Raw genomic sequence first — 25,870 nt, forward strand, 5'->3', positions numbered from 1 at the left:
AATGGACAAAATAATGACAAAAGGCTGTTTTCGTAATAATTGTTGCTAAAATCCTACTGCCGTTGGCCAGCGGCCGATTTTAACGTAAAAATAGTTATATGGTGCATCGTAACAAGTTTACAAGCTCTTTTCTCGATTTTTTCGACCATTATTCATTGAAAACAAAGATAAATTCATTGTTTTTTACTACAAAAGCGACAAAGTGTGAGAAAAGAGCATAACAGAAAAAGAGCATCCCAAAAGGATGCTCTCATTCTCATTATTATACTCGTTCAACTTTACCTGATCTTAGCGCTCTTGCAGAAACCCAAACACGCTTAGGTTTACCATCAACAAGAATACGTACTTTTTGAAGGTTAGCACCCCATGTACGCTTGTTAGCGTTCATAGCGTGAGAACGTGCATTACCTGAAGTAGTTTTTTTACCAGTGATTACACATTTACGTGGCATATTTATTTCCCCCCTTACTATGAAAGGTGTATCATTTTAACTTATACTTTCGCGCAATTTAAAATTGCCATTCATAATTTTAATGCGAAAAACTAATATAGATTTTTCGACTATTAAAAGATACTTTAATAATTTATCATACAAACTTTTGGAATGCAATAGTTCAGCTGTGAGTTTCAAGAAAATTTCCTTGACAGATACTTGTCGCAATTGCTTGCAAATTGACGTGGTACTTTTAAATTTGATTTCATTATAGTAAAATGACTTTAGTTGAATTTCTATCACAAGGTATTAAGATGAAATTATGCTTTTATTTTTCAAATGTGAATAGATTCTTCAGCACGGAGTTATTTCCAAAGGGGGAACGATCGATGTCCATTGAATTAAAAACGAACTACGGACAAATTGATATCTCAAACGATGTAATTGCTACAATTGCTGGTGGAGCAGCAGTTGATTGCTATGGTATAGTAGGAATGGCGTCAAAGCAACAATTAAAAGACGGATTAACCGAAATATTACGTAGAGAAAATTTCACACGTGGTGTCATCGTTCGCCAAGAAAATGACGAAGTACATATTGATATGTATATTATCGTTAGTTACGGAACGAAAATTTCCGAGGTAGCTCATAACGTCCAATCAAAAGTAAGGTATACATTGGATAAAACAGTAGGCTTAAGTGTCGAATCGGTAAATATTTTTGTTCAAGGCGTACGTGTTACGAACCCGTAGTGAGGAGGAAGTTTTGTGTCAATTAATACTTTAGATGGAAAGCGTTTTGCACAGATGATTGCTCAAGGAGCTCATCACCTGTCCACTAATGCAAAATATGTGGATGCATTAAACGTCTTTCCAGTTCCAGATGGAGATACTGGAACGAACATGAACTTATCGATGACTTCTGGTGCTAAGGAAGTTAGAAATAATGTTCAAGACCATATTGGTCGCGTTGGAATTGCTCTATCCAAAGGTCTCCTAATGGGAGCGCGCGGAAACTCAGGAGTTATTTTATCTCAGTTATTCCGTGGCTTCTCAAAGAATATTGAGCAAAAGAGTACGATAAATGGAACGGAATTCGCTGCTGCATTTGAAGCAGGTGTACAAACTGCTTATAAAGCTGTTATGAAGCCAGTAGAAGGCACGATTTTAACAGTGGCAAAAGATGCTGCAAAGCATGCGGTAGAAGCTGCTAAAAAAAGCGATGATATCGTTAAGATCATGGAAGAAGTAGTAGCTGAAGCGAAGGCGTCTCTAAAAAGAACTCCAGACCTTTTACCTGTATTAAAAGAGGTTGGAGTTGTTGATAGTGGTGGTCAAGGACTAGTCTTTGTTTATGAAGGATTCCTTGCTGAATTAAAAGGTGAGAAATTACCTGAAGCACCATCTGAATTGCCAAAAATGGAAGAACTAATTAGTGAAGAACACCATAATCATGTTCAGGGTCACATTAATACAGCAGATATCATTTTTGGATATTGTACAGAGTTCATGGTGAAATTTGAATCTGAGAAGCTAAGCAAAACTCCATTTTCAGAAGATAAATTCCGTCAAGACTTAAGTCAATACGGCGACTCTTTATTAGTAATTGCTGATGAGAATGTCGTAAAAGTACATATTCACTCTGAGCAACCAGGTACTTGCTTATCTTATGGTCAACAATATGGAAGCTTAATCAATATGAAGATTGAGAATATGCGTGAACAGCATACGAGTATTGTTGGTGAAGATCATAAGGCTCCTGCGCCTGCAGTGAAAAAAGAAAAGCAGGAGTTTGGAATTGTAGCGGTTTCAATGGGAAATGGAATTGCTGATTTATTCCGTAGCATTGGTGCCAATGCTGTGATTGAAGGCGGACAAACGATGAACCCTAGCACAGAGGACATCGTGAAAGCAATTAAGGAAATCAATGCGAAGAAGATCATTATTCTTCCAAATAACAAAAATATCATCATGGCTGCTGAACAGGCTGCAGAAGTGTCAGAAGAGGATGTTATTGTCGTTCCTTCGAAAACTGTACCACAAGGATTAGCGGCACTTCTTGCCTTTAATCCATCTGCAGGTCTTTCTGATAATAAGGAAGGCATGACAGAAGCGATGAGCCATGTTAAGACTGGACAGATCACTTTTGCAGTTCGTGATACAAATATAGAAGGTGTAACGATTGAGAAAGACGATTTCATGGGCATTGCCGATGGGAAAATTATCTTAACAGATAAGAATCGATTGAATGCTGCAAAAGGACTTCTTAAAACAATGTTAGACGAAGATTCCGAAATCCTTACGATCTTAAAGGGTGAAGAAGCAACGGACGAAGACATTGAAGAATTAACAGCATTCATTGAAGAAGAATTCGAAGATGTTGAAATCGAAGTACACGATGGAAAGCAACCATTATATTCATTTATCTTCTCAATTGAATAACTTCTTATATGAACTTACAAAAGCATGGCTATCTTAGTCATGCTTTTGTTCATCATTCCGGAGTGGTTAAAGGAGTTTTAAAGTGAATGACAAAGTGTTAAAACAATCCATCACACAAGTTAAAGGAATTGGCGAAGAGACAGCGCAAGTTTTGGCGGAATTGAATATTTACACCGTAGAGGATCTCCTAGAGTACTATCCGTTTCGATATGAGGATTATCGGCTTCGTGATTTAACACAGGTCGCTCATGATGAAAGGCTTACAGTTGAAGGAATCGTTCAAAGCGAGCCTTCCCTTATGTACTTTGGTAGAAAGAAATCAAAACTTACGGTCAAATTGCTCGTTGGCAATTTTTTGATTCAAGTGACGTTTTTTAATCAGTCGTACTTAAAAAATAAGCTATCTCTTAACGAAACCATTCAAGTGACTGGGAAATGGGATATGCATCGACGGACGATCACCGCTTCTGAAATGAAAATGGGACCTTCCCAACAGAAAGAAAGTCTCTCTCCGATTTATAGTGTCAAAGGAAGTGTAACGGTTAAAGGGATTCGTCGATTTATTCAACTAGCATTTCACCAATTTGGAGAACACATTGAAGAAACGATGCCCCAAAATTTAATCAATAAATATCGACTTCCTAATCGGCGTGATGCCCTTCGAATGATTCATTTTCCACAAAATGATCAAGATTTGAAACAAGCACGTCGAAGATTCGTCTATGAAGAGTTCTTATATTTTCAATTAAAAATGCAAGCGCTAAGAAAATTTGAACGTGAACAGTCACAAGGGATCATTCAAAAATATGATTTGGAAAAATTGCAGACCTTCTTAGACAGCCTTCCTTTCCCATTAACAAATGCGCAAAAACGAGTCGTTAATGAGATTTTGGCGGATATGAAATCAAACTATCGTATGAGCCGTCTCCTTCAAGGGGATGTTGGCTCAGGTAAAACAGTTGTGGCGGCAATTGCTCTATTTGCAAGTCATACGGCTGGCTATCAAGGTGCGTTAATGGTTCCTACAGAAATTTTGGCGGAACAACATGCTGAATCATTAAAAAGTCTCCTTGAGCCATTCGGACTGAAATGTGAGTTGTTGACTAGCTCTGTCAAAGGGAAACGTCGAAAAGAGATATTAGAACAGTTGCAGGCGGGAGAAATTGACATTCTAATTGGAACTCATGCCTTAATCCAAGATGAAGTTCATTTTCAAAAATTAGGATTAGTCATAACGGACGAACAGCACCGTTTTGGTGTAGGGCAGCGTAAGATTCTTCGGGAAAAAGGGGAGAATCCAGATGTTCTCTTTATGACAGCAACTCCTATTCCAAGGACTCTTGCGATTACAGTCTTTGGAGAGATGGATGTATCGATTATTGATGAAATGCCTGCTGGTAGAAAAATAATCGAAACCTATTGGGCGAAGAAAGAGATGCTTGATCGCATTCTATCCTTTATGGAAAAAGAGTTATCAAAAGGTAGACAAGCTTATGTGATTTGTCCATTAATCGAGGAATCTGAAAAGCTAGATTTTCAAAATGCGATAGATGTCCATTCGTCTTTGCAAGTCTATTTTCAAAATCGCTATGAGGTCGGTTTAATGCACGGCCGCCTTGGAGCAGATGAGAAAGATAATGTGATGAAAGCTTTTAGTAATAACGAGATTCAAGTTCTTGTTTCGACCACCGTGGTAGAGGTAGGGGTCAATGTTCCAAATGCGACGATGATGGTCATTTATGACGCTGAACGATTTGGGTTATCACAGCTCCACCAGCTCCGCGGACGTGTTGGACGAGGAAGCGAACAATCGTATTGTATTTTACTTGCTGACCCGAAATCAGAGGTCGGGAAAGAACGAATGCAAATTATGACAGAAACAAACGATGGTTTTGTGCTCAGTGAAAAGGATTTGGAATTAAGGGGTCCAGGGGACTTTTTTGGAAAAAAACAAAGTGGAGTGCCAGAGTTTAAGGTGGCCGATATGGTTCATGATTATCGCGCGTTAGAAACTGCGCGTAATGATGCAACCGCCCTTATACAGTCAGCTGTTTTTTGGGAATCTCCTGAATATGAACATTTACGAGAGTCTCTCCAAGAATCTGGAGTATTGGAAGGGGAAAAACTAGATTAAGGATAACGTTTTTCTCGCGTTTCTTTCTGAAGAGAAAAGAGCGAGTTTTTGGGCTTGTTTTACGAAACAATCATTATTAGAACAGCCTTTAGGAATGCAAGGAGACGAATTACTTCTTGCAAACTCTTTTTTAAAATTATATACTACTATTAGTACCTAGTCTTAATAACTTGGACGGTGTCATGCATGAAGAGGAATAAAAGAGAGCGGCAAGCATTATTAACAGAAACGATAAAGGAAAATCCTTTTATCACAGACGAAGAGCTTGCTGATAAATTTACAGTTAGTGTTCAAACGATTCGACTAGATCGTTTAGAACTATCCATACCTGAATTAAGAGAGAGAATCAAAAACGTCGCTGAGAAAAACTTTGAGGATGAGGTTCGTTCCTTACCAATAGAAGAAGTAATTGGTGAAATAATTGATATGGACTTAGATAATTCAGCTATTTCTATTTTAGATATCAAAAAAGAACATGTTTTCAAACGAAATCAAATTGCAAGGGGACATCATCTTTTCGCACAAGCTAACTCACTGGCAGTTGCTGTGATTAATGATGAGCTTGCTTTGACAGCAAAAGCGAATATTCGCTTTACTCGCTCCGTTCTTGAAGGTGAAAGAGTTGTTGCAAAGGCAAAGGTCATCAGTATTGATGAAGAAAAGGGCCGTACTCTTGTTGAAGTAACGAGCTTTGTAAATAGTGAAATTGTTTTTATAGGTGATTTTGAAATGTATCGTTCACATGCGTGAGCGTAAGGTCATTCACATACGTAGTGGATTAAATTTTGATATTTAAGGAATGTGACATAAATGAAACTAGCAATCGATGCAATGGGTGGAGATAACGCACCAAAGGAAATCGTTTTAGGGGCGATGAAGGCCGTTGCGACTTATAAAGATCTACATATTATTTTAGTAGGTAATGAAACACAAATTAAAGAACATCTAGCAAATGATGAGAGAATCTCGGTAATGCACACAGATGAAGTCATTCTTGGTACTGACGAGCCTGTTCGTGCGGTTAGAAGAAAAAAGAAAGCTTCTATGGTATTAGCTGCACAGCTTGTGGCTGATGGTGAAGCTGATGGATGTATTTCTGCAGGGAACACAGGAGCCTTAATGGCAGCGGGCTTATTTGTTGTCGGCAGAATTGAAGGAATTGATCGACCTGCTTTATCTCCGACTCTACCAACTATTGGTGGTGAAGGATTCCTTTTACTAGATGTCGGTGCGAATGTAGATGCTAAACCAGAGCATCTCTTACAAAATGCGATTATGGGCTCCATTTACTGTGAAAAAGTAAGAGGCGTGGCAAATCCACGTGTCGGATTACTGAACATTGGTACTGAAGAGAAAAAGGGGAATGAACTTGCTAAACACACCTTTACTCTTCTACAAGATTCCAATCTGAATTTTGTTGGAAATGTTGAGGCGCGTGATTTATTAGACGGTGTTGCTGATGTAGTAGTTACAGATGGATTCACCGGAAATATGGTGTTAAAAACGATTGAAGGAACAGCTATGTCTGTTTTTAAAATGCTGAAGACTGCTCTGTCTAGTAATTTGAAGACAAAGCTAGCTGCTGCTGTCATTATGCCAGACCTTAAAGGTCTAAAAGCTAAAATGGATTATTCGGAATATGGTGGGGCTGGCCTTTTTGGACTCAAGGCGCCAGTTATAAAGGCTCATGGGTCTTCTGATGCCAATTCAGTATTTAGTGCCATTCGCCAAGCTCGCGAAATGGTTGAAAAAGAAGTTACAAATACGATTAGAGAAGCAGTAGAAAAAACACAAGATTAATGAATGAAAAGGAGACTTTTAATGGGAAAAATAGCTTTTTTATTTCCAGGTCAAGGCTCACAAGCTGTGGGGATGGGTAAATCACTTTTTGATAAGGAAGATTCAGTACGTGCTCTATTTGAAAAGGCTGATACGAGACTCGGACTCTCTCTTTCAAAAACGATTTTTGAGGGCCCGATGGAGGAGCTTACTTTAACAACGAACGCTCAGCCAGCATTACTCGTGACGAGCATCGCGATTTTACAATATTTCAAACAAGCCAATATTGAAGCTGATTATGTAGCCGGACATAGCCTTGGTGAATATACTGCACTTGTTGCAGCTGGTGCTTTATCTTTTGAGGATGCAGTATATGCGGTCCGAAAAAGAGGAGAATTCATGGAAGAAGCTGTACCAAATCGTGAAGGTACAATGGCAGCCGTATTAGGCTTAGGTCGTGACGAGCTGGCGAAAGTAACCGAGGAAATCGCAAACGAAGGAAATCCTGTACAACTAGCTAATATTAATTGTCCAGGACAAATCGTCATTTCGGGTTCACGTAAGGGCGTGGAGCTCGCAAGTGTAAAGGCAAAAGAGGCTGGAGCAAAACGTGTATTACCTCTAGAAGTAAGTGGACCATTCCATTCAAGCCTGATGAAACCTGCTTCCACTAAGCTTCAAGGAGTCCTTGATGAAATTGAGATTAAAGAAGCGAACATTCCTGTTATTGCAAATGTAACTGCGACTGAAATGAGTGCTCCTATTGAGATTAAGGAAAAGCTTATCCAACAGTTATATTCTCCTGTTCAGTGGGAAGATTCAGTTAAGAAAATGATTGATCTTGGTGTAGACACCTTCATTGAAATTGGACCAGGTAAGGTGTTATCCGGATTAGTGAAAAAAATCGACCGTTCAGCTAAAGTGTTTAATATTTCTGATGAAGAAACGTTTGCAGCTGTTCATGAAGCATTAAAGGAGGAGCTACGATGAAACTAGAGGGAAAAAGTGCATTAGTTACAGGGGCATCTCGTGGAATTGGTAGAGAAATTGCCCTAGAACTAGCAAGACAGGGTGCAAACGTAGCTGTTAATTATGCTGGCAGTGAAAAGCTAGCGAATGAAGTCGTCGCTGAAATTAAAGCACTTGGTCGCGAAGCTTTTGCTATTCAAGCGAATGTTGCCGATGGCGGATCTGTTACCGACATGGTGAATAAAGTGATCGAACAATTTGGAAGTCTCGATATATTAGTAAACAATGCTGGTATTACGCGCGATACTTTGCTTATGCGGATGAAGGAAGACGATTGGGATGCGGTTATTGATACGAATCTTAAAGGTGTTTTCCTGTGCACGAAGGCAGTCACTCGTCAGATGATGAAGCAAAGAAGCGGTCGAATCATCAATATCTCATCGATTGTTGGCGTAAGTGGAAATGCTGGTCAAGCTAACTATGTTGCTGCAAAAGCTGGGGTAATCGGGTTAACGAAAACGACTGCTAAAGAATTTGCTTCACGAGGCATTACTGTGAATGCAGTCGCACCAGGATTTATTTCAACAGACATGACCGATAAGCTTACGGAAGAAATTAAAGGGGAAATGCTGAAGCAAATCCCACTTGCTCGCTTAGGCGATCCAGAGGATATTGCAAAAGTAGTTGCATTCCTAGCATCCGAAGACAGTCGCTACATGACAGGTCAAACACTACATGTAGACGGCGGAATGGTGATGTGATAAGTAAGTGGCGGCTCATTACCGCCACACAATTTGTGTTAAATTCCACTTTTATTATGAAAAAGTTATATGTTATATAAGTCAATTTCAAATGAAAATAGGCAAAAATGAGATTGATAAATTAAACTAAAATAACTATAATGGCTTGAGGGGAGGTGAACAAGCATGGCAGACGTATTAGAACGTGTAACGAAAATCATCGTTGACCGCCTTGGTGTTGAAGAATCTCAAGTTAAACTTGAAGCAACTTTCAAAGAAGACCTAGGAGCTGATTCCCTAGACGTAGTTGAACTAGTAATGGAATTAGAAGATGAATTCGATATTGAAATTTCTGACGATGATGCAGAAAAAATCACAACAGTTGGTGACGCAGTTAATTACATAAACGCCAATTCATAATCGTTAGAATCCTAAAAAGCTCCGTTTTAATAGCGGGGCTTTCTTCTGTAAAAATGACCTGTTTTCTTAAAATATATCTTTGCCTTTTAGTGCAAATATAAGTACACTTAGAAAATGGAATGTAAAAAAATAGCAAGGTGGATTAGACATGCGTAAGAGTGGGAACGAAAGAGAAAAACGCACATTTCGTAATAGAGATAGACATTTTAAAGAATTTCAAGATAAAATAGGTGTACCATTTTCGAACGAGAAATTGCTTATACAAGCATTTACTCATTCATCATATGTGAATGAGCATCGCAAGAAGCCTTATGATGATAATGAAAGGCTCGAGTTTTTAGGAGATGCTGTACTAGAATTAACCGTTTCACAATTTCTATATAAAAAATATCCAACTATGACTGAAGGGGAACTGACGAAGTTAAGAGCAGCTGTTGTATGTGAACCTTCTCTCGTTGCATTTGCCAATGAATTATCCTTTGGAGAATACGTTCTCTTAGGAAAAGGTGAAGAGATGACTGGTGGAAGAACAAGACCAGCATTGCTAGCAGATGTTTTTGAAGCATTTATTGGAGCTTTATTTTTAGATAAAGGAATTGAAACGGTCGTTCGTTTTCTAGAGAAAGTGATTTTTCCTAAAATTGATGCAGGTGCTTTTTCTCATGTGATGGATTTCAAAAGTCAGCTACAGGAGCATGTACAGCGTGATGGCTCAGGGGTTATTGAATATAAAGTGTTACAAGAAAAGGGCCCTGCTCATAATCGTGAATTCATCTCTCAAGTCTCCCTAAATGGGACAGAAGTTGGCGTTGGAACAGGAAAATCGAAGAAAGAGGCAGAACAGCATGCTGCCCAAATGGCTTTAGAAAAACTAAAAGCCCATATATAACAGTTGAGATGAGATGAAGGGGGATACAAACGTGCATCTGAAACGTTTGGATGTAGTAGGCTTTAAATCATTCGCCGAGCGCATTGGGGTTGACTTTGTAACGGGTGTTACGGCAGTTGTTGGCCCGAACGGAAGTGGAAAAAGTAATATTACCGATGCAATCCGCTGGGTGCTTGGTGAACAATCAGCTAAATCCCTCCGTGGAGCAAAAATGGAAGATATCATTTTTGCAGGAAGCGACTCGAGAAAGCCACTAAATTTTGCAGAAGTGACGTTAACACTTGAAAATGAAGATCAATTTTTACCAATTGATTATAACGAAGTCAGTGTAACTAGAAGAGTCTATCGTTCTGGGGACAGTGAATTTTTTATTAATAAACAGAGCTGTCGTTTAAAAGATATTATTGATTTATTCATGGACTCTGGTCTCGGTCGTGAAGCTTTTTCGATCATAAGCCAAGGTAGAGTAGAAGAAATTTTAAACAGTAAGGCTGAAGAACGAAGAACGATTTTTGAAGAGGCGGCCGGCGTTCTGAAATATAAGACTCGTAAAAAGAAAGCTGAAGGCAAGCTGACGGAAACGCAAGAAAACTTAAATCGTGTAAATGATATTGTTCATGAGCTTGAAGGGCAAGTTGAGCCATTGAAAATTCAAGCATCGATTGCAAAAGATTATCTCCAGCAAAAAGAAGAGCTGGAGAAAATTGAAGTTGCTCTAACAGTCTATGAAATCGAAGAATTGCATGGAAAATGGGAACAGCTTTCAAAGCAACTTGAGCAAAATAAGCATGTCGAGATGGAACTTTCTGCTACTTTACAAACAAAAGAAGCAAAAGTTGTCGAGATGAGAGAGCAAATTGCAGCAATTGATGAATCGATAAACGATTTGCAAACGGTACTTCTTCATGCATCCGAGGAGTTAGAAAAGCTTGAAGGGAAGAAAGAAGTTTTAAAAGAGAGAAAGAAAAATGCGAAGCAAAATAAAGAGCAGCTAGAAAAGTCAATTGCCTCATTATCAGCGAAAATTGCTGAGCTTTCTAAGGAAAAAGATGAGCAAGAAGAAACTGCTAATGCTTTGGAAAAAGAAGCGAGTGAGCTTCAGAAAATTCTTTCGGAAAAACAAAATCAATTAAAGCTTTTCAGCGAAAATATTGAAGAAAAAATCGAATCACTAAAGAGTGATTATATTGAGATTTTAAACCAGCAAGCTACTTATAAAAATGAACTTCAAAATATTGACTCCCAAATCGGACAACAGCAACAACGAAGCAAAAGACTTGATGAAGATAACCAGAAATATTTAGAAGACCGTCGTGTTATTGAGGAAAAAAGAGCCGCGATTATGTCCAAGCTGTCTGTCGTGCAAAAAGAGCTAGAAGAACAGGTTCATATTTTCCGAAATGAGCAGGCAAAGCTTGAGAATCTTCGCAACCAATATGACAAACAGGAATCTACTTTATATCAAGCATATCAGTTTTTGCAAAAGGCAAAGTCAAGAAAAGATATGCTTGAAGAGATGGAAGATGATTATTCTGGATTCTTCCAAGGTGTAAAAGAAGTTCTAAAAGCAAGAGAAAATGAGCTTTCTGGTATTGAAGGAGCGATTGCAGAACTTATTCAAGTTCCAAAAGAGTACGAGGTTGCTCTTGAGACTGCATTAGGTGGAGCGGCACAACATGTTGTCGTGACCACAGAGGAAAGTGGACGAAATGCGATTCAATACTTGAAGAAAAACTCTTTTGGTCGGGCAACATTTTTACCAATGAGTGTCATCAAAGGGAAATCTCTTTCTTCTCAGCAACTCCAATTGATTCAGGGCCATCCTGCTTTTGTAGGTGTTGCTTCAGATTTGATTGGCTCAGAAGAGAAATACAGCAATGTGATCACAAATCTTCTTGGGAATGTTGTGATTACTAGGGATTTAAAAGGTGCCAATGAAATGGCTAAGATCCTCCAATACCGTTGTCGATTTGTTACCCTAGATGGGGATGTCGTCAATGCGGGAGGTTCGATGACCGGTGGTGCTGTTAAAAAGCAATCTACTTCCCTTTTAAGTAGAAAAGGTGAATTGGAAGACTTAAAGGAAAAGCTTGCTGAAATGGAAAGGCAAACTGCCATCAAGGAAGAGCAGGTCAAGGAGTCAAAAGCAAGCATTCAAGATCAGCAAACTCTTTTAGATGATCTTCGAAAAAAAGGCGAGGAGCTTCGAATCGAAGAGCAATCAATCAAAGGGGACTTGCGTGAGGTCGAATTTGAAGAAAAGAACATGAATGAAAAGCTTGCTTTGTATGATTCAAATATCTCACAATATGGAGAAGAAAAGGAAAGACTCTCAGCAAGGAAGGTAGAATTAACCCGTCTACTAGAAGAATCGGAAGAAACAAAGCTTTCCCTTGATCGAGAGATTTCTCTCCTTACTGAACAGAAAAACACACAAATTTCTTCTAAGGAAACGGTCTCGGAAGAAATTGGTGAGTTAAAGGTGAAGCTAGCTGCCAAAAATGAGCAAGCTCGTAATGCTCGTGAAAATCTTACAAAAACGAGTTTTGAGTTAGATGAGGTTAGTCAAAACTATGATTCTGTTAAGGAAGATTTAGATTTACTATCTTCAGAAATGACAGACAGTACATCTGGTGCGGAATATTTAGAAGAAGCAGCTTCGCAAAAGCTTCAGGATAAAAATGAAACGACGAAGCTTATTGCATCTCGTCGTGAAGAAAGATTAGCACTACACGGTCAGGTTGAGGATGCTGAGCTTGAAGTGAGAGAGCTAAAACGTCAGCATAAAGGTCTAATCGGAATTTTGACAGACGAGGAAGTTAAATTGACTCGTTTAGATGTCGATTTAGAAAATCGCTTAACGCGTTTACGCGAGGAATACTTGCTTTCTTATGAAGGGGCAAAGGATGATTATCCATTAACGATTCCTGCTGACGAAGCAAGGAAAAAGGTGAAATTAATTAAGCTTTCCATTGAAGAACTAGGAACAGTCAACTTAGGAGCCATTGAAGAATATGAGCGTGTTTCTGAGCGCTACGAATTTCTTTTAGAACAAAAGAATGACCTTCAAGAAGCGAAGGATACGCTATTCCAAGTGATTGATGAGATGGATGAGGAAATGAAAAAGAGATTTGAACAGACCTTCTATGGCATTCGCTCACATTTCGAATCTGTATTCCAATCATTATTCGGTGGTGGACGAGCTGATCTAAGGTTGACTGACCCAGAAGATCTTTTAAATACAGGTGTGGAAATCGTTGCTCAGCCACCAGGGAAGAAATTACAAAATCTCGGCTTGTTATCAGGTGGAGAACGTGCTCTAACAGCAATAGCTTTACTCTTCTCGATTCTTAAGGTGCGACCTGTACCATTCTGTATTTTGGATGAGGTGGAAGCTGCTCTTGATGATGCCAATGTCCATCGTTTTAGTCAATATCTAAAACGATATAGCCATGAAACGCAATTCATTGTTATTACCCACCGTAAGGGAACAATGGAAGGTGCAGATGTGCTGTATGGGGTAACGATGCAGGAATCAGGTGTGTCGAAATTAGTTTCTGTTAGACTTGAAGAATCAAAAGAGCTAGTAGAATCTTAAAAGTTGATCGCTGAAAAAGGAAGGGAAGCGTATGAGTTTTTTTAAGAAGCTAAAAGAAAAAATTACACAGCAAACAGATGCGGTTACAGAGAAGTTCAAGGATGGACTGACGAAAACGCGTGATAATTTTTCAGGTAAAGTAAATGATTTAGTAGCCCGTTATCGCAAGGTAGATGAAGATTTTTTTGAAGAGCTAGAAGAAATCTTGATTCAAGCGGATGTAGGCTTTGAAACGGTAATGGATTTAATTGAAGAGCTGAAAATGGAAGTGAAGCGTAAGAACATTCAAGACCCAGCAGAGGTTCAAAGTGTTATTTCTGAAAAACTTGTGGAAATATATGAGGGTGCTGATGAGGCGTCTACTGAGCTAAATATTCAAGCTGAGGGATTAACGGTTCTATTATTTGTTGGTGTAAACGGGGTTGGAAAAACAACAACGATTGGAAAGCTTGCCCATAAGTTTAAGTCAGAAGGTAAAAAAGTTGTCCTCGCTGCTGGTGATACGTTCCGTGCAGGTGCGATTGAACAGCTAGAAGTATGGGGAGAACGTGTTGGTGTTGACGTTATTAAGCAAGGTGCGGGCTCTGATCCAGCGGCTGTCATGTTCGATGCTATCCAAGCTGCGAAGTCAAGGGAAGCTGATATACTGATTTGTGATACAGCAGGACGTCTGCAAAATAAGGTAAACTTAATGAAGGAGCTTGAAAAGGTGAAGCGCGTGATTGAACGTGAAGTTCCTGGTGCTCCTCATGAAGTTCTCCTTGTTCTAGATGCAACGACAGGTCAAAATGCCTTGATTCAAGCGAAAACATTCAAGGAAGCTACGAATGTAAGTGGAATTGTATTAACGAAGCTTGATGGTACTGCAAAGGGTGGTATCGTGCTTGCGATCCGCAATGAACTTGGGATTCCAGTGAAGTTTGTAGGTCTTGGTGAAAAAATGGACGATCTCCAAGAATTTAATGCAGAGCAATACGTTTACGGATTATTTGCTGATTTGGTTGAAAAAGAAGAATTAGACTGAGTTGTTTATGCCCGGTACACAGTGTGTGCCGGGTGTTTTTGTGGGACTAGGTAATGTTTTAGGATCAAGGATTAGCGAAAATACCGTTCAAGAGGAGTTTCGTTGACAGGATAAGCAGAAAATCCGTAGGAGCTGTCAATGAAGAATAGTTTCATTGACAGGTTTAGTTGAAAACCAGTAAGAGTTGTCAATTAAGAGCAGTTTCATTGACAGGATAAGCCGAAAAGCAGTAAGAGTTGTCAATGAAGAACAGTTTCGTTGACAGGATAAGCAGAAAACCCATAAGAGTTGTCAATGAAGATCAATTTCGTTGACAGGACAAGCCGAAAAATCGTAAGAGTTGTCAATCAAAATCAGTTGCACCAAAAGGATTAACTATAATCAACTATGATTGCTCCGATAAGAGTATATCTGTAGATGAGTGAAGGCAGCTTTTACAAAGAAATTAGTCCATTCTAACGTAATCTTCCCGCAATGGGCTTAATAACTCATAAACGCAATTGTGAGTAAAGATAAAACCTTGACAATACTATATGGATGCGTGTACACTGACTATGTAAAGGCTTTTCACTTAACAAGGAGGGATGAGCTGTGCTTGAAAAGACAACTCGTATCAATTATTTATACGATTTTTATCAATCCTTGTTAACACCAAAACAGCAGAGCTATATGTCTCTATACTACTTAGATGATTTTTCCCTTGGAGAAATTGCCGATGAATACGGTGTAAGTAGGCAGGCGGTGTACGATAATATTAAGCGTACGGAAGCCATGCTCGAGGAGTATGAAGAAAAGCTATGTTTATTTGATAAATTTCAAAAGCGAAATAAGCTTTTGAATGGAATAACAGAAGCTTTAAAAACTGATTCTCCATCGAAACAGGCATTATTAGAAGCAGTAGCAGAGCTTGAGAAATTGGATTAGGAGGCGGCAAGATGGCATTTGAAGGATTAGCCGACCGACTGCAAAATACGATGCAAAAGATCCGCGGTAAAGGGAAGGTCTCTGAAGCGGATGTAAAAGAAATGATGCGTGAAGTTCGTCTTGCTCTTTTAGAAGCGGACGTTAACTTCAAGGTTGTAAAAGAATTTGTTAAAAAAGTTAGCGAGCGTGCCGTTGGACAAGAGGTTTTAAAAAGCTTAACGCCTGGCCAACAAGTCATCAAGGTTGTAAAAGAAGAATTAACCAACTTGATGGGTGGCGAGGAAAGTAAGATTGCCGTCAGCAACCGTCCTCCAACTGTCATTATGATGGTGGGATTACAGGGTGCAGGTAAAACCACAACAACTGGTAAGTTAGCAAACCTACTACGCAAGAAATACAATCGAAATCCAATGCTAGTTGCTGCCGATATATATCGTCCTGCTGCGATTAAACAGCTTGAAACGCTTGGAAAACAGCTTAATATGCCTGTGTTCTCCTTAGGAGACCAAGTGAGTCCTGTAGAAATCGCAAAGCAAGCAATTGCCAAAGCAAAAGAAGACCATAATGATTATGTTCTTATTGATACGGCTGGTCGCTTGCATGTGGACGAAGCTCTAATGGGTGAACTAAAAGAGATTAAAGAACTATCAAACCCAAATGAGATTTTCCTTGTAGTTGATGCAATGACTGGACAAGACGCTGTCAATGTAGCCCAGAGCTTCAATGAACAGCTTGGCTTAACTGGTGTCGTATTGACGAAGCTTGATGGGGATACTCGTGGGGGAGCAGCGCTATCGATTCGTTCTGTGACCAACACACCTATTAAATTTGTAGGTCTTGGTGAGAAATTAGATGCATTGGAATCCTTCCATCCAGAACGCATGGCTTCACGTATTCTTGGTATGGGAGACGTTCTGACTTTAATCGAAAAAGCACAGTCTAATATTGATGAGGAAAAAGCGAGGGAAATGGAGCAGAAAATGAAGTCAAATTCATTTACTCTTGATGATTTCCTGGACTCATTAGGGCAGGTTCGCAACATGGGACCTCTTGAAGATCTTCTGAAAATGATGCCTGGTGCGAATAAGATGAAGGGTCTTAACAATCTTCAAATTGATGAAAAGCAAATTTCTCATGTTGAAGCGATTATTCAATCGATGACGAAGGAAGAAAAAATTCATCCGGAAATCATTACATCGAATCGTCGTAAACGAATTGCAAAGGGAAGTGGGACTTCTGTACCGGAGGTAAACCGTCTCCTTAAGCAATTTGAAGACATGAAAAAAATGATGAAGCAAATGTCAGGAATGCAGCAAAAAGCCAAGAAAAAAGGGAAGAAAAAAGGCGGGTTTAACCTTCCATTTAATCCTTTTCAATAAGAAATTTGCTGATTTGACCTAAAAAAATTCAACTGACAAGAAAAAACACTTTACAAACTATTTAACAATCTGTTATTATTCTATCTTGTGTGAAACTATTCGGAGGTGCTATTAAACATGGCAGTAAAAATTCGTTTAAAACGTATGGGAGCAAAAAAATCTCCTTTTTATCGTATTGTAGTAGCTGATTCTCGTTCTCCTCGTGATGGACGTTTTATTGAAACAGTTGGAACTTATAATCCAGTAGCTGAGCCAGCTATCGTTGAAATCAACGAAGACTTAGCTCTTAAGTGGTTAAAAGACGGTGCAAAACCATCTGACACAGTTCGTAACTTATTCTCTAAACAAGGCATTATGGAAAAATTCCATAACGCTAAGTTCAGCAAGTAATAGACGATATGAAAGAGCTTATTGAAACAATTGTTAAGCCTCTTGTAGATTTTCCAGAAGACGTTCTAGTGAATGTCGCGGAAGAATCTGACCGAATTACTTATAAACTTAACGTGAATAAAAGCGATATGGGAAAAGTAATCGGAAAGCAAGGGCGCGTCGCTAAAGCTATTCGAACTGTTGTCTATGCAGCAGGATCTACACAACAGAAGAAAGTCTTTTTAGAAATTGTTGAGTAAGGCTCACCGTATTATTACGAGAGACACAAAAAAAGGAGGGGAAACCCTTCTTTTTTTTAACTATTTTCTTGTTTTTCGAATGGAATGTGCTGTTCATTACCAATAAAGGTAATAGCAGTACATAAATGAGTTGAGAAAGACCTAAAAAAGCGCAGAGGAGGCGCTGAGCTTGAATATTCTACAAAGTGTCGTGGTTAAACAGGTACTTACGGAAAAAAGCAAAGAACAGCTGCTCCAAAAATACGAAGGCAATCGTCTGCAACTTAAGAAGGAATGCGAACAGCTGATGTTCGAATTAAAAAAACTTGAAAAAACGAAGAAATACCAAATTGGAAATTTAAACAAGCAATTTGAAAAAGAAATACATACTCGCAGAGAAAAAATAAAGCTTCTCGAGTTTCAAATAGAACAATTACATATGCTACCATTAGGAAGCGAACTAAAAGAAAAAGAAATACAAAGTATAGTTGAAATAAATGTAGGCGACGTTTGGGAAGATATCGTGACGAATAAAACGATTATCATAAAAGATGGCATCGTTGCTGAAATTCGCTAGAGGTGATGATTGTTGGAAAAATGGTTTAATGTAGGAAAAATCGTAAATACTCATGGAATTAGAGGAGAAGTTCGTGTCATTTCTAAAACGGACTTTGCTGAGGAGCGTTATACGAAAGGAAATAAATTGTACTTATTCATGCCTGATGCAAAAGAGCCGATCGAATTAACGGTTGCATCACATCGTGTCCATAAGAATTTCAATCTTTTAACCTTTGAGGGCTATGAAAATGTCAACGAAGTAGAGAAAATGAAGGGTGGCATTCTCAAGATTCGTGAGGACCAGCTTACAGAGCTTGAAGAAGACGAATTCTATTTCCACGAAATTATTGGATGTCATGTATTCACGACAGATGGTGAAGAAATTGGGAAAGTGCGCGAGATTTTAACACCTGGTGCGAATGATGTTTGGGTCGTAAAAGGTAAAGGTGGAAAAGACATCTTAATTCCTTATATCGAGCAGATTGTCAAAAAAGTAGATATAAAGGAACAGACCATTATTATTGAGCCGATGGAAGGGTTACTGTCATGATGAAAATTGATGTCTTGACCCTTTTTCCGGAAATGTTCGAAGGGGTTCTTGGAAGCTCAATTTTAAAAAAAGCAGCGGAACAAAAAGCTGTTGACTATCATATCGTTAATTTCCGCGAGTTTGCTGATAACAAGCATAAGACCGTTGATGATTACCCATATGGCGGTGGGGCAGGAATGGTGCTTAAACCACAGCCAATCTTTGATGCTGTTGCCCATCTAAAGGAAGAAGCACAAAGTACGAAGCCTCGTGTTATTCTTCTATGTCCTCAAGGGAAAACGCATAATCAGAAGATCGCGGAAGACTTGGCTAAGGAAGAACATTTAGTCTTTATTTGTGGCCATTACGAAGGCTATGACGAGAGAATTCGAGAACATGTGGTGACAGATGAGTTATCGATAGGGGATTACGTGCTGACTGGTGGAGAGCTAGGGGCTATGGTCGTAATCGATAGTGTAGTGAGACTCTTACCAGAGGTTCTGGGAAATGAAGAATCTCATCAAAGAGACTCTTTTAGCACAGGATTTCTTGAGCACCCCCATTATACAAGACCTGCTGATTTCCGTGGAATGAAGGTTCCAGATGTTCTAACCTCAGGAAATCATCGTTTAATAGACGAATGGAGAGGGAAGGAATCGCTTAAGCGGACATATGAGCGCAGACCGGATCTACTTGAAAATATTGAGCTGACAAATGAGCAAAAAAAATGGCTAAGAGAATTTGAAAATCAGAAGAAATAGCCTTGATACGACTTGAGTATTATGGTATGATAATTTTTGTGACTTAGACTACTATAGTTTACGTCTTATAACGATGTTCCGCTGCATTTATAGGCAAAAGTCCTGCAAGAGCGTCTGTTGGAAGGAGTTGAAAACGATGCAACAATTAATTGAAGAAATTACAAAAGAACAACTTCGTGGGGATCTTCCTGCTTTCCGTCCTGGTGATACAGTACGTGTACACGTAAAAGTTATCGAGGGAACTCGTGAGCGTATCCAGCTTTTCGAAGGTGTTGTAATTAAGCGTCGTGGTGGTGGAATTAGCGAAACTTTTACAGTACGTAAAGTTTCTTACGGAGTAGGCGTTGAGCGTACTTTCCCAGTACACACACCAAAAATTGCGAAGCTTGAAGTTATTCGTCGCGGTAAAGTTCGCCGTGCTAAACTTTACTACCTACGTAACCTACGTGGTAAAAAAGCTCGTATTAAAGAAATTCGATAATAAAAGCTTAAAACAGAAAGGGGCTTGTTCAAGTAAGAATCTGAAAAGATTTTTACAACAAGCTCCTTTTTTGTGATATTAAGGTAGAATCGTTGGTAAAATATTCATAGATGCTCCTTATGACTTTTGGCTGTTGTTAGCAAGAATACATACGATTATACTAAGTCTCATTCGTTCTTACTTCATACATGTAAGCTATGATAGTTTACTTTTAAACTGTGAATTGTCATAATTATTGTAAATGAGTAAGTCTCTTAAAAGAAAATGTGCCATTATAGATTAATTTAACTGTACTTATGAAATGGTGGGGATTGATACGTGGCGAAGAAAAAAAATGAGCTTTGGGAATGGACAAAGGCACTGATAATAGCTGTTCTGTTAGCAGTTGTCATACGATTTTTCTTATTTGCACCAATCGTGGTAGATGGAGAATCCATGATGCCAACTTTACATGATCAGGATCGTATGATTGTAAATAAATTTAGCTATAAAATTGGTGAACCGGAACGATTTGATATCATCGTCTTTCATGCACCGGAAAACAAAGACTATATAAAGAGAATCATCGGACTACCTGGTGATAAGATTGAATACCAAAACGATACTCTTTATGTGAATGGAGAAGCTATAGAGGAACCATACTTAGATGACTTCAAAAATCAAGTGATCGATGGACCTTTAACAGAGCCTTTTACACTTGAAGAGCTAACAGGGCAAGAAACAGTTCCTGAAGGTCATTTGTTTGTAATGGGAGATAATAGACGCTATAGCAAAGATAGTCGTCATATCGGAACAATACCGATGGAAAAAGTATTAGGGAATACCAGTATGGTATACTGGCCCCTTGAGGATATAGGCATCGTTGATTAACAACGCTCTTTTCTCAAACTTTGTTGTTTTGGAGCAAAAAACAATGAAATTATATTTGTTTTCAATGATAACTGTTCGTAAAACAATGAGAAAAGAGCTTGCGAACTTGATACGATGTACTAAATGACTATTTCTACGTTAAAATCGGTAGTAGGATTTTAACAACATCTTTACGAAAATAGCCATTAACAAACATACTTAAAAGGGGGTGTAGTCATGACGATACAATGGTTTCCTGGACATATGGCAAAAGCACGCCGACAGGTGACAGAAAAGCTGAAGCTAGTTGATATTATTTTTGAATTAGTGGACGCGAGAATACCATATTCCTCCCGAAATCCAATGATCGATGAGATCATTCAGCATAAACCACGTTTGGTACTTCTGAATAAAGCGGATATGGCTGATAAGGAAGTAACAAAGGAATGGATTCGTTTTCTTGATGAGCAAGGAATTAAATCTTTGGCGATAAATTCCCATGCTGGAGCTGGAATGAAAGATATCGTTATTGCTGCAAAATCGATCCTCAAAGAAAAATTCGATCGAATGGAAGCAAAAGGCGTTAAGCCAAGAGCGATTAGAGCGATGATTGTGGGGATACCGAATGTCGGGAAATCGACTTTAATTAATCGGTTAGCTAAAAAGAATATCGCTAGAACAGGTAATACGCCTGGTGTGACAAAAGCGCAGCAATGGATAAAGGTTGGCAAAGAACTCGAATTACTGGATACACCAGGAATTCTTTGGCCGAAATTTGAGGACCAAGAGGTTGGTTCAAAGCTCGCTTTAACAGGTGCGATTAAAGATACTATTCTAAACCTCCAAGACGTCTGTATTTACGGATTGCGCTTTTTAGAGAGGGAATATCCACAGCGTTTAAAGGAACGTTATAGCCTGGATGTAATCCCTGAGGACGTTGTTGAGTTATTTAATGAAATCGGCAAGCGTCGGGGTGCGCTCATGAGCGGTGGAGAAATCAATTATGATAAAGTGACTGAACTTGTGATTCGTGATATCCGTTCAGAGCAATTCGGTCCATTGTCATTTGAAAAACCAAATGAGACGGAATCGAACGAATAAATAAATGGAAAGACCTTCTTAGTTAATGAGGAAGGTCTTTACTTTTTTCTAAAATAACCGATACATTTATTAAGTAGTTTTTAGAGAGTGAGGCAGTTCACCTTGAGTTCATACACGATAAAAGAAATAGAAGAAAGACTTAAATCAATTCAATTAATTGATGATCCATTTTTAGAAGAGGTTAAAATGGATGGCCGCAAGGGATCTCAGCAATTACTAAACAAATGGCATAACCGCTATAACCAAAAGCAACAAGCTGAAGAAAAATTTCTACAGATGTCTAGTTATGAGCGCGACCTTCACAAACAAGGCTATCGCTTCATCGGAGGAATTGATGAAGTGGGTAGAGGACCACTTGCAGGACCCGTTGTCGCGGCGTGTGTCATCCTACCAGAGGGCTTTAAGCTATTAGGGCTTGATGACTCTAAGAAGCTAACTGAAGCGAAACGTGACGAATTTTACGAATATATAAGAGAGCAGGCTGTTTCTATCGGAATTGGCATGATTGAAGCAGAAGAAATTGATGCCATCAATATTTACGAGGCTACAAAAAAAGCAATGCTTTCCGCCATCCAACAATTATCCATTAAGCCTGATTTCTTATTGATTGATGCAATGCCCTTACAAACCCCATTTCCAACTGAGTCGATCATAAAAGGAGATGGAAAAAGTATCTCGATTGCTGCTGCTTCAGTCATAGCCAAGATTACAAGAGACCGCATGATGAAGGAAATCGACCAGGAATATCCATACTATCATTTTTCGAAAAATATGGGCTATGGAACGAAAGACCATTTGTTGGGACTTGAGCAACATGGCATTACTCCCTATCACAGAAAAAGCTTTGAACCGATAAAAAGCATGCTGAAATGAGAGGATACGAATGTTTGCAAGCTTCATACAGTCATTACAAAAGCAGAATATAACCCCTCAAAACACAAATCGTAGCTTTCAACCTGGGCAAATTTTTCACGGAAAAGTCTTGAAGCTATTTCCACAGCAAACGGCAGAGGTCCAGATTGGAAATCAAAAAATGATTGTGAAGCTTGAGGTTCCCTTGTCGGCAGATGCAAGATATTGGTTTCAGGTTCAACCTGGGGAAGGAAAGGTCCACTTAAAAGTGTTACCTATGGCTGACACCGGAAGCCATTCTCAAGCTCCGGTAGCAACTGGTTTATTAAAGCAATTTAACCTTCCATTAACAAAAGAAAACCAGGAGACGGTTAACTTTTTTCTAAAGGAACAGTTACCGATTACAAAAGCATCGATCCAAGGAGCTTCAAGTTTGCTAGCAGATAACCATGAGCTTAAAGATGGATTAGCCGCGTTAAAGGAAATGGTGACAAGAAATCTCCCTTTGACTAAAAATGTTTTAGCAGGCATACTTTCAAATATTAAAAATGAACCGATGCACAACCTCATGGAGACTCTACAGACGCGCTTGAGTGAGGGAGTATTAACGAGAAATGGCCAACAGCTACTCTCAGTATTAAATGAACTCATCATGACAGGACAGGAGAAAGCAAACGGAAAAATCGTTAGTGACCTGATGCGAGTTTGGTTAAATCCAAATGGGAACGCAGATTCTCAAACTGCACTCAGTGTTCTCCAAAAGTTATCCATAGTTGAACGGAAACCAGAAGGGCAACTGTTGCAAGAGTTAGGTGCACGCTTACTGCAAAATTCAAATTCATCATTATCTCAAAATGCGAGCGAACGATTAGCTCGAGCACTGCAAAATAATCAGGATGTGCTTGTTAAGCATGCTCTTTCTACTGAACTAGAAAATGCCACTGGTACACACTCTTTGTTATCGAACAAGGCACAAGTCTCTTCCGTTGTTCATGATGCTGGAATGGATCTGAAGATGAATCAGGCGAACTTATCTGAGCAAGAAACAACTCTTCTAAATAAAATAATCGGTGAAGCTCCGCGAATGAATTGGGAGGATAGCAAAACAATTTCAGACCAATTCAAAAGTCTCGTTAGCAAACTCGGACTCGATTATGAGCATAGCTTAGCCCAAGGATTTAAGGGTGGAGAACAGCAGGAACTTCAAAAAATAGATGCTTTAAAAGCCATGTTGCTCCAAGTAATCGGTGACGATGTTCAGCCTTCTGTTAAAGAGGTAGCAGAACAGCTGCTGAACAAAATAACTGGCATACAGCTTTTATCACAGGATTCTGGGCTCGTTCAACAATATGTGATGCAAATACCTCTATCTTTTTGGAATAAAACAACGGAATTAACGGTGCAATGGAATGGTCGCAAGAAGGAAAATGGTCAGATTGATCCAGATTATTGCCGAGTACTTTTTTATTTAGATTTGGAATACATGCATGAGGTTATTGTGGACATGCAGATCCAAAATAAAATCTTGAATATTACCATTATTAATGATGTAAAAGATATTAAGTCTATATCTCAGCCTTTTATCAAGGACTTAAAAGATAATCTTGAAAAACAAGGCTTTAAGCTTAGCAATATTCATTTCCTTTCGACAGATGAACAAAGGGAGAAACAGCTGAAAAAGGTTCCAAATCGAATCTATCAATCTAGTTCATATAGTGGGGTGGATATTAAAATATGAGGGAGCAGGAAGAGCGGCATATACGAAAAGAAGCGATTGCTCTAGGATACGATTCTGGGCAAGATGAGGCACCTAGAGTGTTAGCAAAAGGAACAGGGCTGGTTGCAGACAATATCCTTGAAAAGGCTGTAGGCCATGATGTACCTATTCAAGAAGATGCCTCATTAGTTGAATTATTAGGGAAACTGAACATCAACGAAACGATTCCTGAGGAATTATATCAAGCCGTGGCAGAGGTGTTCGCATTTATCTATAGAACCAACAAAGAAGTAGGTCATAAGAAATTATGAATCTACTTTTTCATTATGCTGAAATAAAAGAATATTATTATTTTTGGCATAATGGTAGACAACTTATTTTTAGAATTATAAAATGAAAGCGCAGTCTATTATTTATCAAGCAAGAGTAAAAGGAGTTTGCTTCTATTTGCTTATATAAAGTAGTAGAAATATATGTATTATGGAACCCTTTTACAACAATAAGGAGGATGGGAAATGAATATTCACGAGTACCAAGGTAAGGAAATCCTGAAGTCATTTGGGGTATCCGTTCCTAACGGAAAAGTGGCTTTCACCGTTGAAGAAGCTGTTGAGGCAGCAAAGGAATTAGGCACTGAGGTTTGTGTTGTTAAAGCACAAATTCATGCTGGGGGACGTGGAAAAGCTGGTGGTGTAAAAGTTGCGAAGAGCCTAGACGAGGTTCGTACATACGCTAGTGAAATTTTAGGCAAAACACTTGTTACTCACCAAACAGGTCCAGAGGGGAAAGAAGTAAAACGCTTATTAATTGAAGAAGGCTGCGATATTAAAAAAGAATACTACGTAGGATTAGTACTTGACCGTGCCACTTCTCGTGTAGTTTTGATGGCTTCAGAAGAAGGCGGAACTGAAATTGAAGAAGTTGCCGAAAAAACACCGGAGAAAATTTTCAAAGAGGAAATTGATCCTGTTGTAGGCTTACAACCGTTCCAGGCTCGTAGAATTGCTTTTAATATTAATATTCCAAAGGAATTAGTGAATAAAGCAGTCAAATTTATGATGGGCTTATATCAAGCATATATTGAAAAAGATTGCTCTATTGCTGAAATTAACCCACTTGTTGTAACAGGTGATGGAGATGTTATGGCACTAGATGCTAAATTAAATTTTGATTCTAATGCACTTTATCGTCAGAAAGATGTTTTAGCATATCGTGATCTAGAAGAAGAGGATCCGAAGGAAATCGAAGCATCCAAGTACGATTTAAGTTATATTTCATTAGATGGAAACATCGGTTGTATGGTTAATGGTGCGGGTCTTGCGATGGCAACCATGGACATCGTTAAGCATTATGGTGGAGATCCGGCTAACTTCCTTGATGTAGGGGGCGGTGCAACTGCTGAGAAAGTAACTGAAGCATTCAAAATCATCCTTTCTGATAAGAACGTAAAAGGTATTTTTGTTAATATCTTTGGCGGTATCATGAAATGTGACGTCATTGCTACAGGTGTTGTAGAAGCAGCGAAGCAAGTAGGATTAAGCGTACCATTAGTTGTACGTTTAGAAGGTACTAATGTTGAAATTGGTAAGAAAATTCTTGCTGAATCCGATATTGATATCATTGCTGCTGATTCAATGGCAGATGGCGCACAAAAAATTGTTTCATTAGTAGGATAAGGTTCAGC

General features: G+C 38.9%; 26 protein-coding genes. 25 read left to right on the forward strand and 1 reads right to left on the reverse strand.

Features of this window, described 5'->3' with window-relative positions:
- Positions 1-262: 262 nt before the first annotated feature.
- A complete protein-coding gene (rpmB, locus tag FAR12_RS02620; protein WP_126405863.1) occupies positions 263-451 on the reverse strand; it encodes a 50S ribosomal protein L28 in 189 nt (62 codons plus the stop codon).
- 371 nt (positions 452-822) lie between these two features.
- On the opposite strand from rpmB, the gene FAR12_RS02625 reads away from it, so the two are divergent.
- The 25 genes from FAR12_RS02625 (at position 823) to sucC (ending at position 25,862) form a co-directional block, all read left to right on the forward strand.
- On the forward strand, positions 823-1,185 hold the full coding sequence (locus tag FAR12_RS02625; RefSeq protein ID WP_126405865.1) for an Asp23/Gls24 family envelope stress response protein: 363 nt from the start codon (positions 823-825) through the stop codon (positions 1,183-1,185).
- A gap of 15 nt (positions 1,186-1,200) precedes the next feature.
- Positions 1,201-2,874 (forward strand): DAK2 domain-containing protein, encoded by a 1,674-nt coding sequence (locus FAR12_RS02630; protein WP_126405867.1) that lies wholly within the window; start codon positions 1,201-1,203, stop codon positions 2,872-2,874.
- Positions 2,875-2,956: 82 nt separating this feature from the next.
- Complete coding sequence (gene recG, locus FAR12_RS02635) at positions 2,957-5,008, forward strand: ATP-dependent DNA helicase RecG (protein WP_126405869.1); 2,052 nt, start codon at positions 2,957-2,959, stop codon at positions 5,006-5,008.
- Positions 5,009-5,194: 186 nt separating this feature from the next.
- Positions 5,195-5,758: a transcription factor FapR gene (fapR, locus tag FAR12_RS02640; RefSeq protein ID WP_126405871.1), complete on the forward strand. Its 564-nt coding sequence runs from the start codon at positions 5,195-5,197 to the stop codon at positions 5,756-5,758.
- A gap of 60 nt (positions 5,759-5,818) precedes the next feature.
- Positions 5,819-6,808 carry a phosphate acyltransferase PlsX gene (gene plsX / locus FAR12_RS02645; protein ID WP_126405873.1) on the forward strand — a complete coding sequence of 330 codons (990 nt, stop codon included), beginning with the start codon at positions 5,819-5,821 and terminating at the stop codon, positions 6,806-6,808.
- A gap of 21 nt (positions 6,809-6,829) precedes the next feature.
- Positions 6,830-7,777, forward strand: coding sequence for an ACP S-malonyltransferase (fabD, locus tag FAR12_RS02650; RefSeq protein WP_126405875.1), 948 nt, complete (start codon positions 6,830-6,832; stop codon positions 7,775-7,777).
- Positions 7,774-8,517: a 3-oxoacyl-[acyl-carrier-protein] reductase gene (gene fabG, locus FAR12_RS02655; RefSeq protein WP_126405877.1), complete on the forward strand. Its 744-nt coding sequence runs from the start codon at positions 7,774-7,776 to the stop codon at positions 8,515-8,517. The genes fabD and fabG overlap by 4 nt, the downstream gene beginning before the upstream one ends.
- A gap of 165 nt (positions 8,518-8,682) precedes the next feature.
- Positions 8,683-8,916, forward strand: a complete 234-nt coding sequence (gene acpP / locus FAR12_RS02660; protein WP_126405879.1) for an acyl carrier protein — start codon at positions 8,683-8,685, stop codon at positions 8,914-8,916.
- 148 nt (positions 8,917-9,064) lie between these two features.
- Positions 9,065-9,805, forward strand: a complete 741-nt coding sequence (gene rnc, locus FAR12_RS02665; RefSeq protein ID WP_126405881.1) for a ribonuclease III — start codon at positions 9,065-9,067, stop codon at positions 9,803-9,805.
- 31 nt (positions 9,806-9,836) lie between these two features.
- Positions 9,837-13,403 carry a chromosome segregation protein SMC gene (gene smc, locus FAR12_RS02670; RefSeq protein WP_126405883.1) on the forward strand — a complete coding sequence of 1,189 codons (3,567 nt, stop codon included), beginning with the start codon at positions 9,837-9,839 and terminating at the stop codon, positions 13,401-13,403.
- Positions 13,404-13,434: 31 nt separating this feature from the next.
- Entirely contained in the window at positions 13,435-14,427 is a 993-nt protein-coding gene (gene ftsY / locus FAR12_RS02675; protein WP_126405884.1) for a signal recognition particle-docking protein FtsY, read from the forward strand.
- A 591-nt stretch (positions 14,428-15,018) separates the two neighbouring features.
- Positions 15,019-15,351 (forward strand): putative DNA-binding protein, encoded by a 333-nt coding sequence (locus FAR12_RS02680; protein ID WP_126405886.1) that lies wholly within the window; start codon positions 15,019-15,021, stop codon positions 15,349-15,351.
- An 11-nt stretch (positions 15,352-15,362) separates the two neighbouring features.
- Positions 15,363-16,730, forward strand: coding sequence for a signal recognition particle protein (ffh, locus tag FAR12_RS02685; RefSeq protein WP_126405888.1), 1,368 nt, complete (start codon positions 15,363-15,365; stop codon positions 16,728-16,730).
- Between the two features lie 117 nt (positions 16,731-16,847).
- A complete protein-coding gene (gene rpsP / locus FAR12_RS02690; protein WP_126405890.1) occupies positions 16,848-17,120 on the forward strand; it encodes a 30S ribosomal protein S16 in 273 nt (90 codons plus the stop codon).
- 8 nt (positions 17,121-17,128) lie between these two features.
- Positions 17,129-17,359 carry a KH domain-containing protein gene (locus FAR12_RS02695; RefSeq protein ID WP_126405892.1) on the forward strand — a complete coding sequence of 77 codons (231 nt, stop codon included), beginning with the start codon at positions 17,129-17,131 and terminating at the stop codon, positions 17,357-17,359.
- Between the two features lie 169 nt (positions 17,360-17,528).
- Entirely contained in the window at positions 17,529-17,915 is a 387-nt protein-coding gene (locus FAR12_RS02700) for a YlqD family protein (RefSeq protein WP_126405894.1), read from the forward strand.
- A 12-nt stretch (positions 17,916-17,927) separates the two neighbouring features.
- On the forward strand, positions 17,928-18,446 hold the full coding sequence (rimM, locus tag FAR12_RS02705; protein WP_126405896.1) for a ribosome maturation factor RimM: 519 nt from the start codon (positions 17,928-17,930) through the stop codon (positions 18,444-18,446).
- Entirely contained in the window at positions 18,446-19,186 is a 741-nt protein-coding gene (gene trmD / locus FAR12_RS02710; RefSeq protein WP_170972088.1) for a tRNA (guanosine(37)-N1)-methyltransferase TrmD, read from the forward strand. Before rimM ends, trmD begins: the two co-directional genes overlap by 1 nt.
- Before the next feature lie 136 nt (positions 19,187-19,322).
- Entirely contained in the window at positions 19,323-19,667 is a 345-nt protein-coding gene (gene rplS / locus FAR12_RS02715) for a 50S ribosomal protein L19 (protein WP_126406710.1), read from the forward strand.
- A gap of 318 nt (positions 19,668-19,985) precedes the next feature.
- Positions 19,986-20,537, forward strand: coding sequence for a signal peptidase I (gene lepB, locus FAR12_RS02720; RefSeq protein WP_126405900.1), 552 nt, complete (start codon positions 19,986-19,988; stop codon positions 20,535-20,537).
- Positions 20,538-20,753: 216 nt separating this feature from the next.
- A complete protein-coding gene (gene ylqF / locus FAR12_RS02725) occupies positions 20,754-21,617 on the forward strand; it encodes a ribosome biogenesis GTPase YlqF (RefSeq protein ID WP_126405902.1) in 864 nt (287 codons plus the stop codon).
- Between the two features lie 102 nt (positions 21,618-21,719).
- Positions 21,720-22,490 (forward strand): ribonuclease HII, encoded by a 771-nt coding sequence (gene rnhB / locus FAR12_RS02730; protein WP_126405904.1) that lies wholly within the window; start codon positions 21,720-21,722, stop codon positions 22,488-22,490.
- Between the two features lie 10 nt (positions 22,491-22,500).
- A complete protein-coding gene (locus tag FAR12_RS02735; RefSeq protein WP_126405906.1) occupies positions 22,501-24,207 on the forward strand; it encodes a hypothetical protein in 1,707 nt (568 codons plus the stop codon).
- Positions 24,204-24,497 (forward strand): EscU/YscU/HrcU family type III secretion system export apparatus switch protein, encoded by a 294-nt coding sequence (locus tag FAR12_RS02740; protein WP_126405908.1) that lies wholly within the window; start codon positions 24,204-24,206, stop codon positions 24,495-24,497. Before FAR12_RS02735 ends, FAR12_RS02740 begins: the two co-directional genes overlap by 4 nt.
- Before the next feature lie 204 nt (positions 24,498-24,701).
- Positions 24,702-25,862, forward strand: a complete 1,161-nt coding sequence (sucC, locus tag FAR12_RS02745; protein WP_126405910.1) for an ADP-forming succinate--CoA ligase subunit beta — start codon at positions 24,702-24,704, stop codon at positions 25,860-25,862.
- Positions 25,863-25,870: the final 8 nt, after the last annotated feature.

The sequence above is a fragment of the Bacillus yapensis genome, assembly GCF_005280205.1.
Lineage (GTDB): Bacteria > Bacillota > Bacilli > Bacillales > Cytobacillaceae > Robertmurraya > Robertmurraya yapensis.

Excerpts from the sequence above, each read along its gene's own strand:
- rpmB (WP_126405863.1), bottom strand. The coding sequence starts at position 451 with ATGCCACGTAAATGTGTAATCACTGGTAAAAAAACTACTTCAGGTAAT.
- ftsY (WP_126405884.1), top strand. The coding sequence starts at position 13,435 with ATGAGTTTTTTTAAGAAGCTAAAAGAAAAAATTACACAGCAAACAGAT.
- rplS (WP_126406710.1), top strand. The coding sequence starts at position 19,323 with ATGCAACAATTAATTGAAGAAATTACAAAAGAACAACTTCGTGGGGAT.
- fabD (WP_126405875.1), top strand. The coding sequence starts at position 6,830 with ATGGGAAAAATAGCTTTTTTATTTCCAGGTCAAGGCTCACAAGCTGTG.
- plsX (WP_126405873.1), top strand. The coding sequence starts at position 5,819 with ATGAAACTAGCAATCGATGCAATGGGTGGAGATAACGCACCAAAGGAA.
- rpsP (WP_126405890.1), top strand. The coding sequence starts at position 16,848 with ATGGCAGTAAAAATTCGTTTAAAACGTATGGGAGCAAAAAAATCTCCT.
- ylqF (WP_126405902.1), top strand. The coding sequence starts at position 20,754 with ATGACGATACAATGGTTTCCTGGACATATGGCAAAAGCACGCCGACAG.
- rnc (WP_126405881.1), top strand. The coding sequence starts at position 9,065 with ATGCGTAAGAGTGGGAACGAAAGAGAAAAACGCACATTTCGTAATAGA.
- acpP (WP_126405879.1), top strand. The coding sequence starts at position 8,683 with ATGGCAGACGTATTAGAACGTGTAACGAAAATCATCGTTGACCGCCTT.
- sucC (WP_126405910.1), top strand. The coding sequence starts at position 24,702 with ATGAATATTCACGAGTACCAAGGTAAGGAAATCCTGAAGTCATTTGGG.
- trmD (WP_170972088.1), top strand. The coding sequence starts at position 18,446 with ATGAAAATTGATGTCTTGACCCTTTTTCCGGAAATGTTCGAAGGGGTT.
- fabG (WP_126405877.1), top strand. The coding sequence starts at position 7,774 with ATGAAACTAGAGGGAAAAAGTGCATTAGTTACAGGGGCATCTCGTGGA.
- FAR12_RS02735 (WP_126405906.1), top strand. The coding sequence starts at position 22,501 with ATGTTTGCAAGCTTCATACAGTCATTACAAAAGCAGAATATAACCCCT.
- fapR (WP_126405871.1), top strand. The coding sequence starts at position 5,195 with ATGAAGAGGAATAAAAGAGAGCGGCAAGCATTATTAACAGAAACGATA.
- FAR12_RS02740 (WP_126405908.1), top strand. The coding sequence starts at position 24,204 with ATGAGGGAGCAGGAAGAGCGGCATATACGAAAAGAAGCGATTGCTCTA.
- ffh (WP_126405888.1), top strand. The coding sequence starts at position 15,363 with ATGGCATTTGAAGGATTAGCCGACCGACTGCAAAATACGATGCAAAAG.
- FAR12_RS02625 (WP_126405865.1), top strand. The coding sequence starts at position 823 with ATGTCCATTGAATTAAAAACGAACTACGGACAAATTGATATCTCAAAC.
- FAR12_RS02695 (WP_126405892.1), top strand. The coding sequence starts at position 17,129 with ATGAAAGAGCTTATTGAAACAATTGTTAAGCCTCTTGTAGATTTTCCA.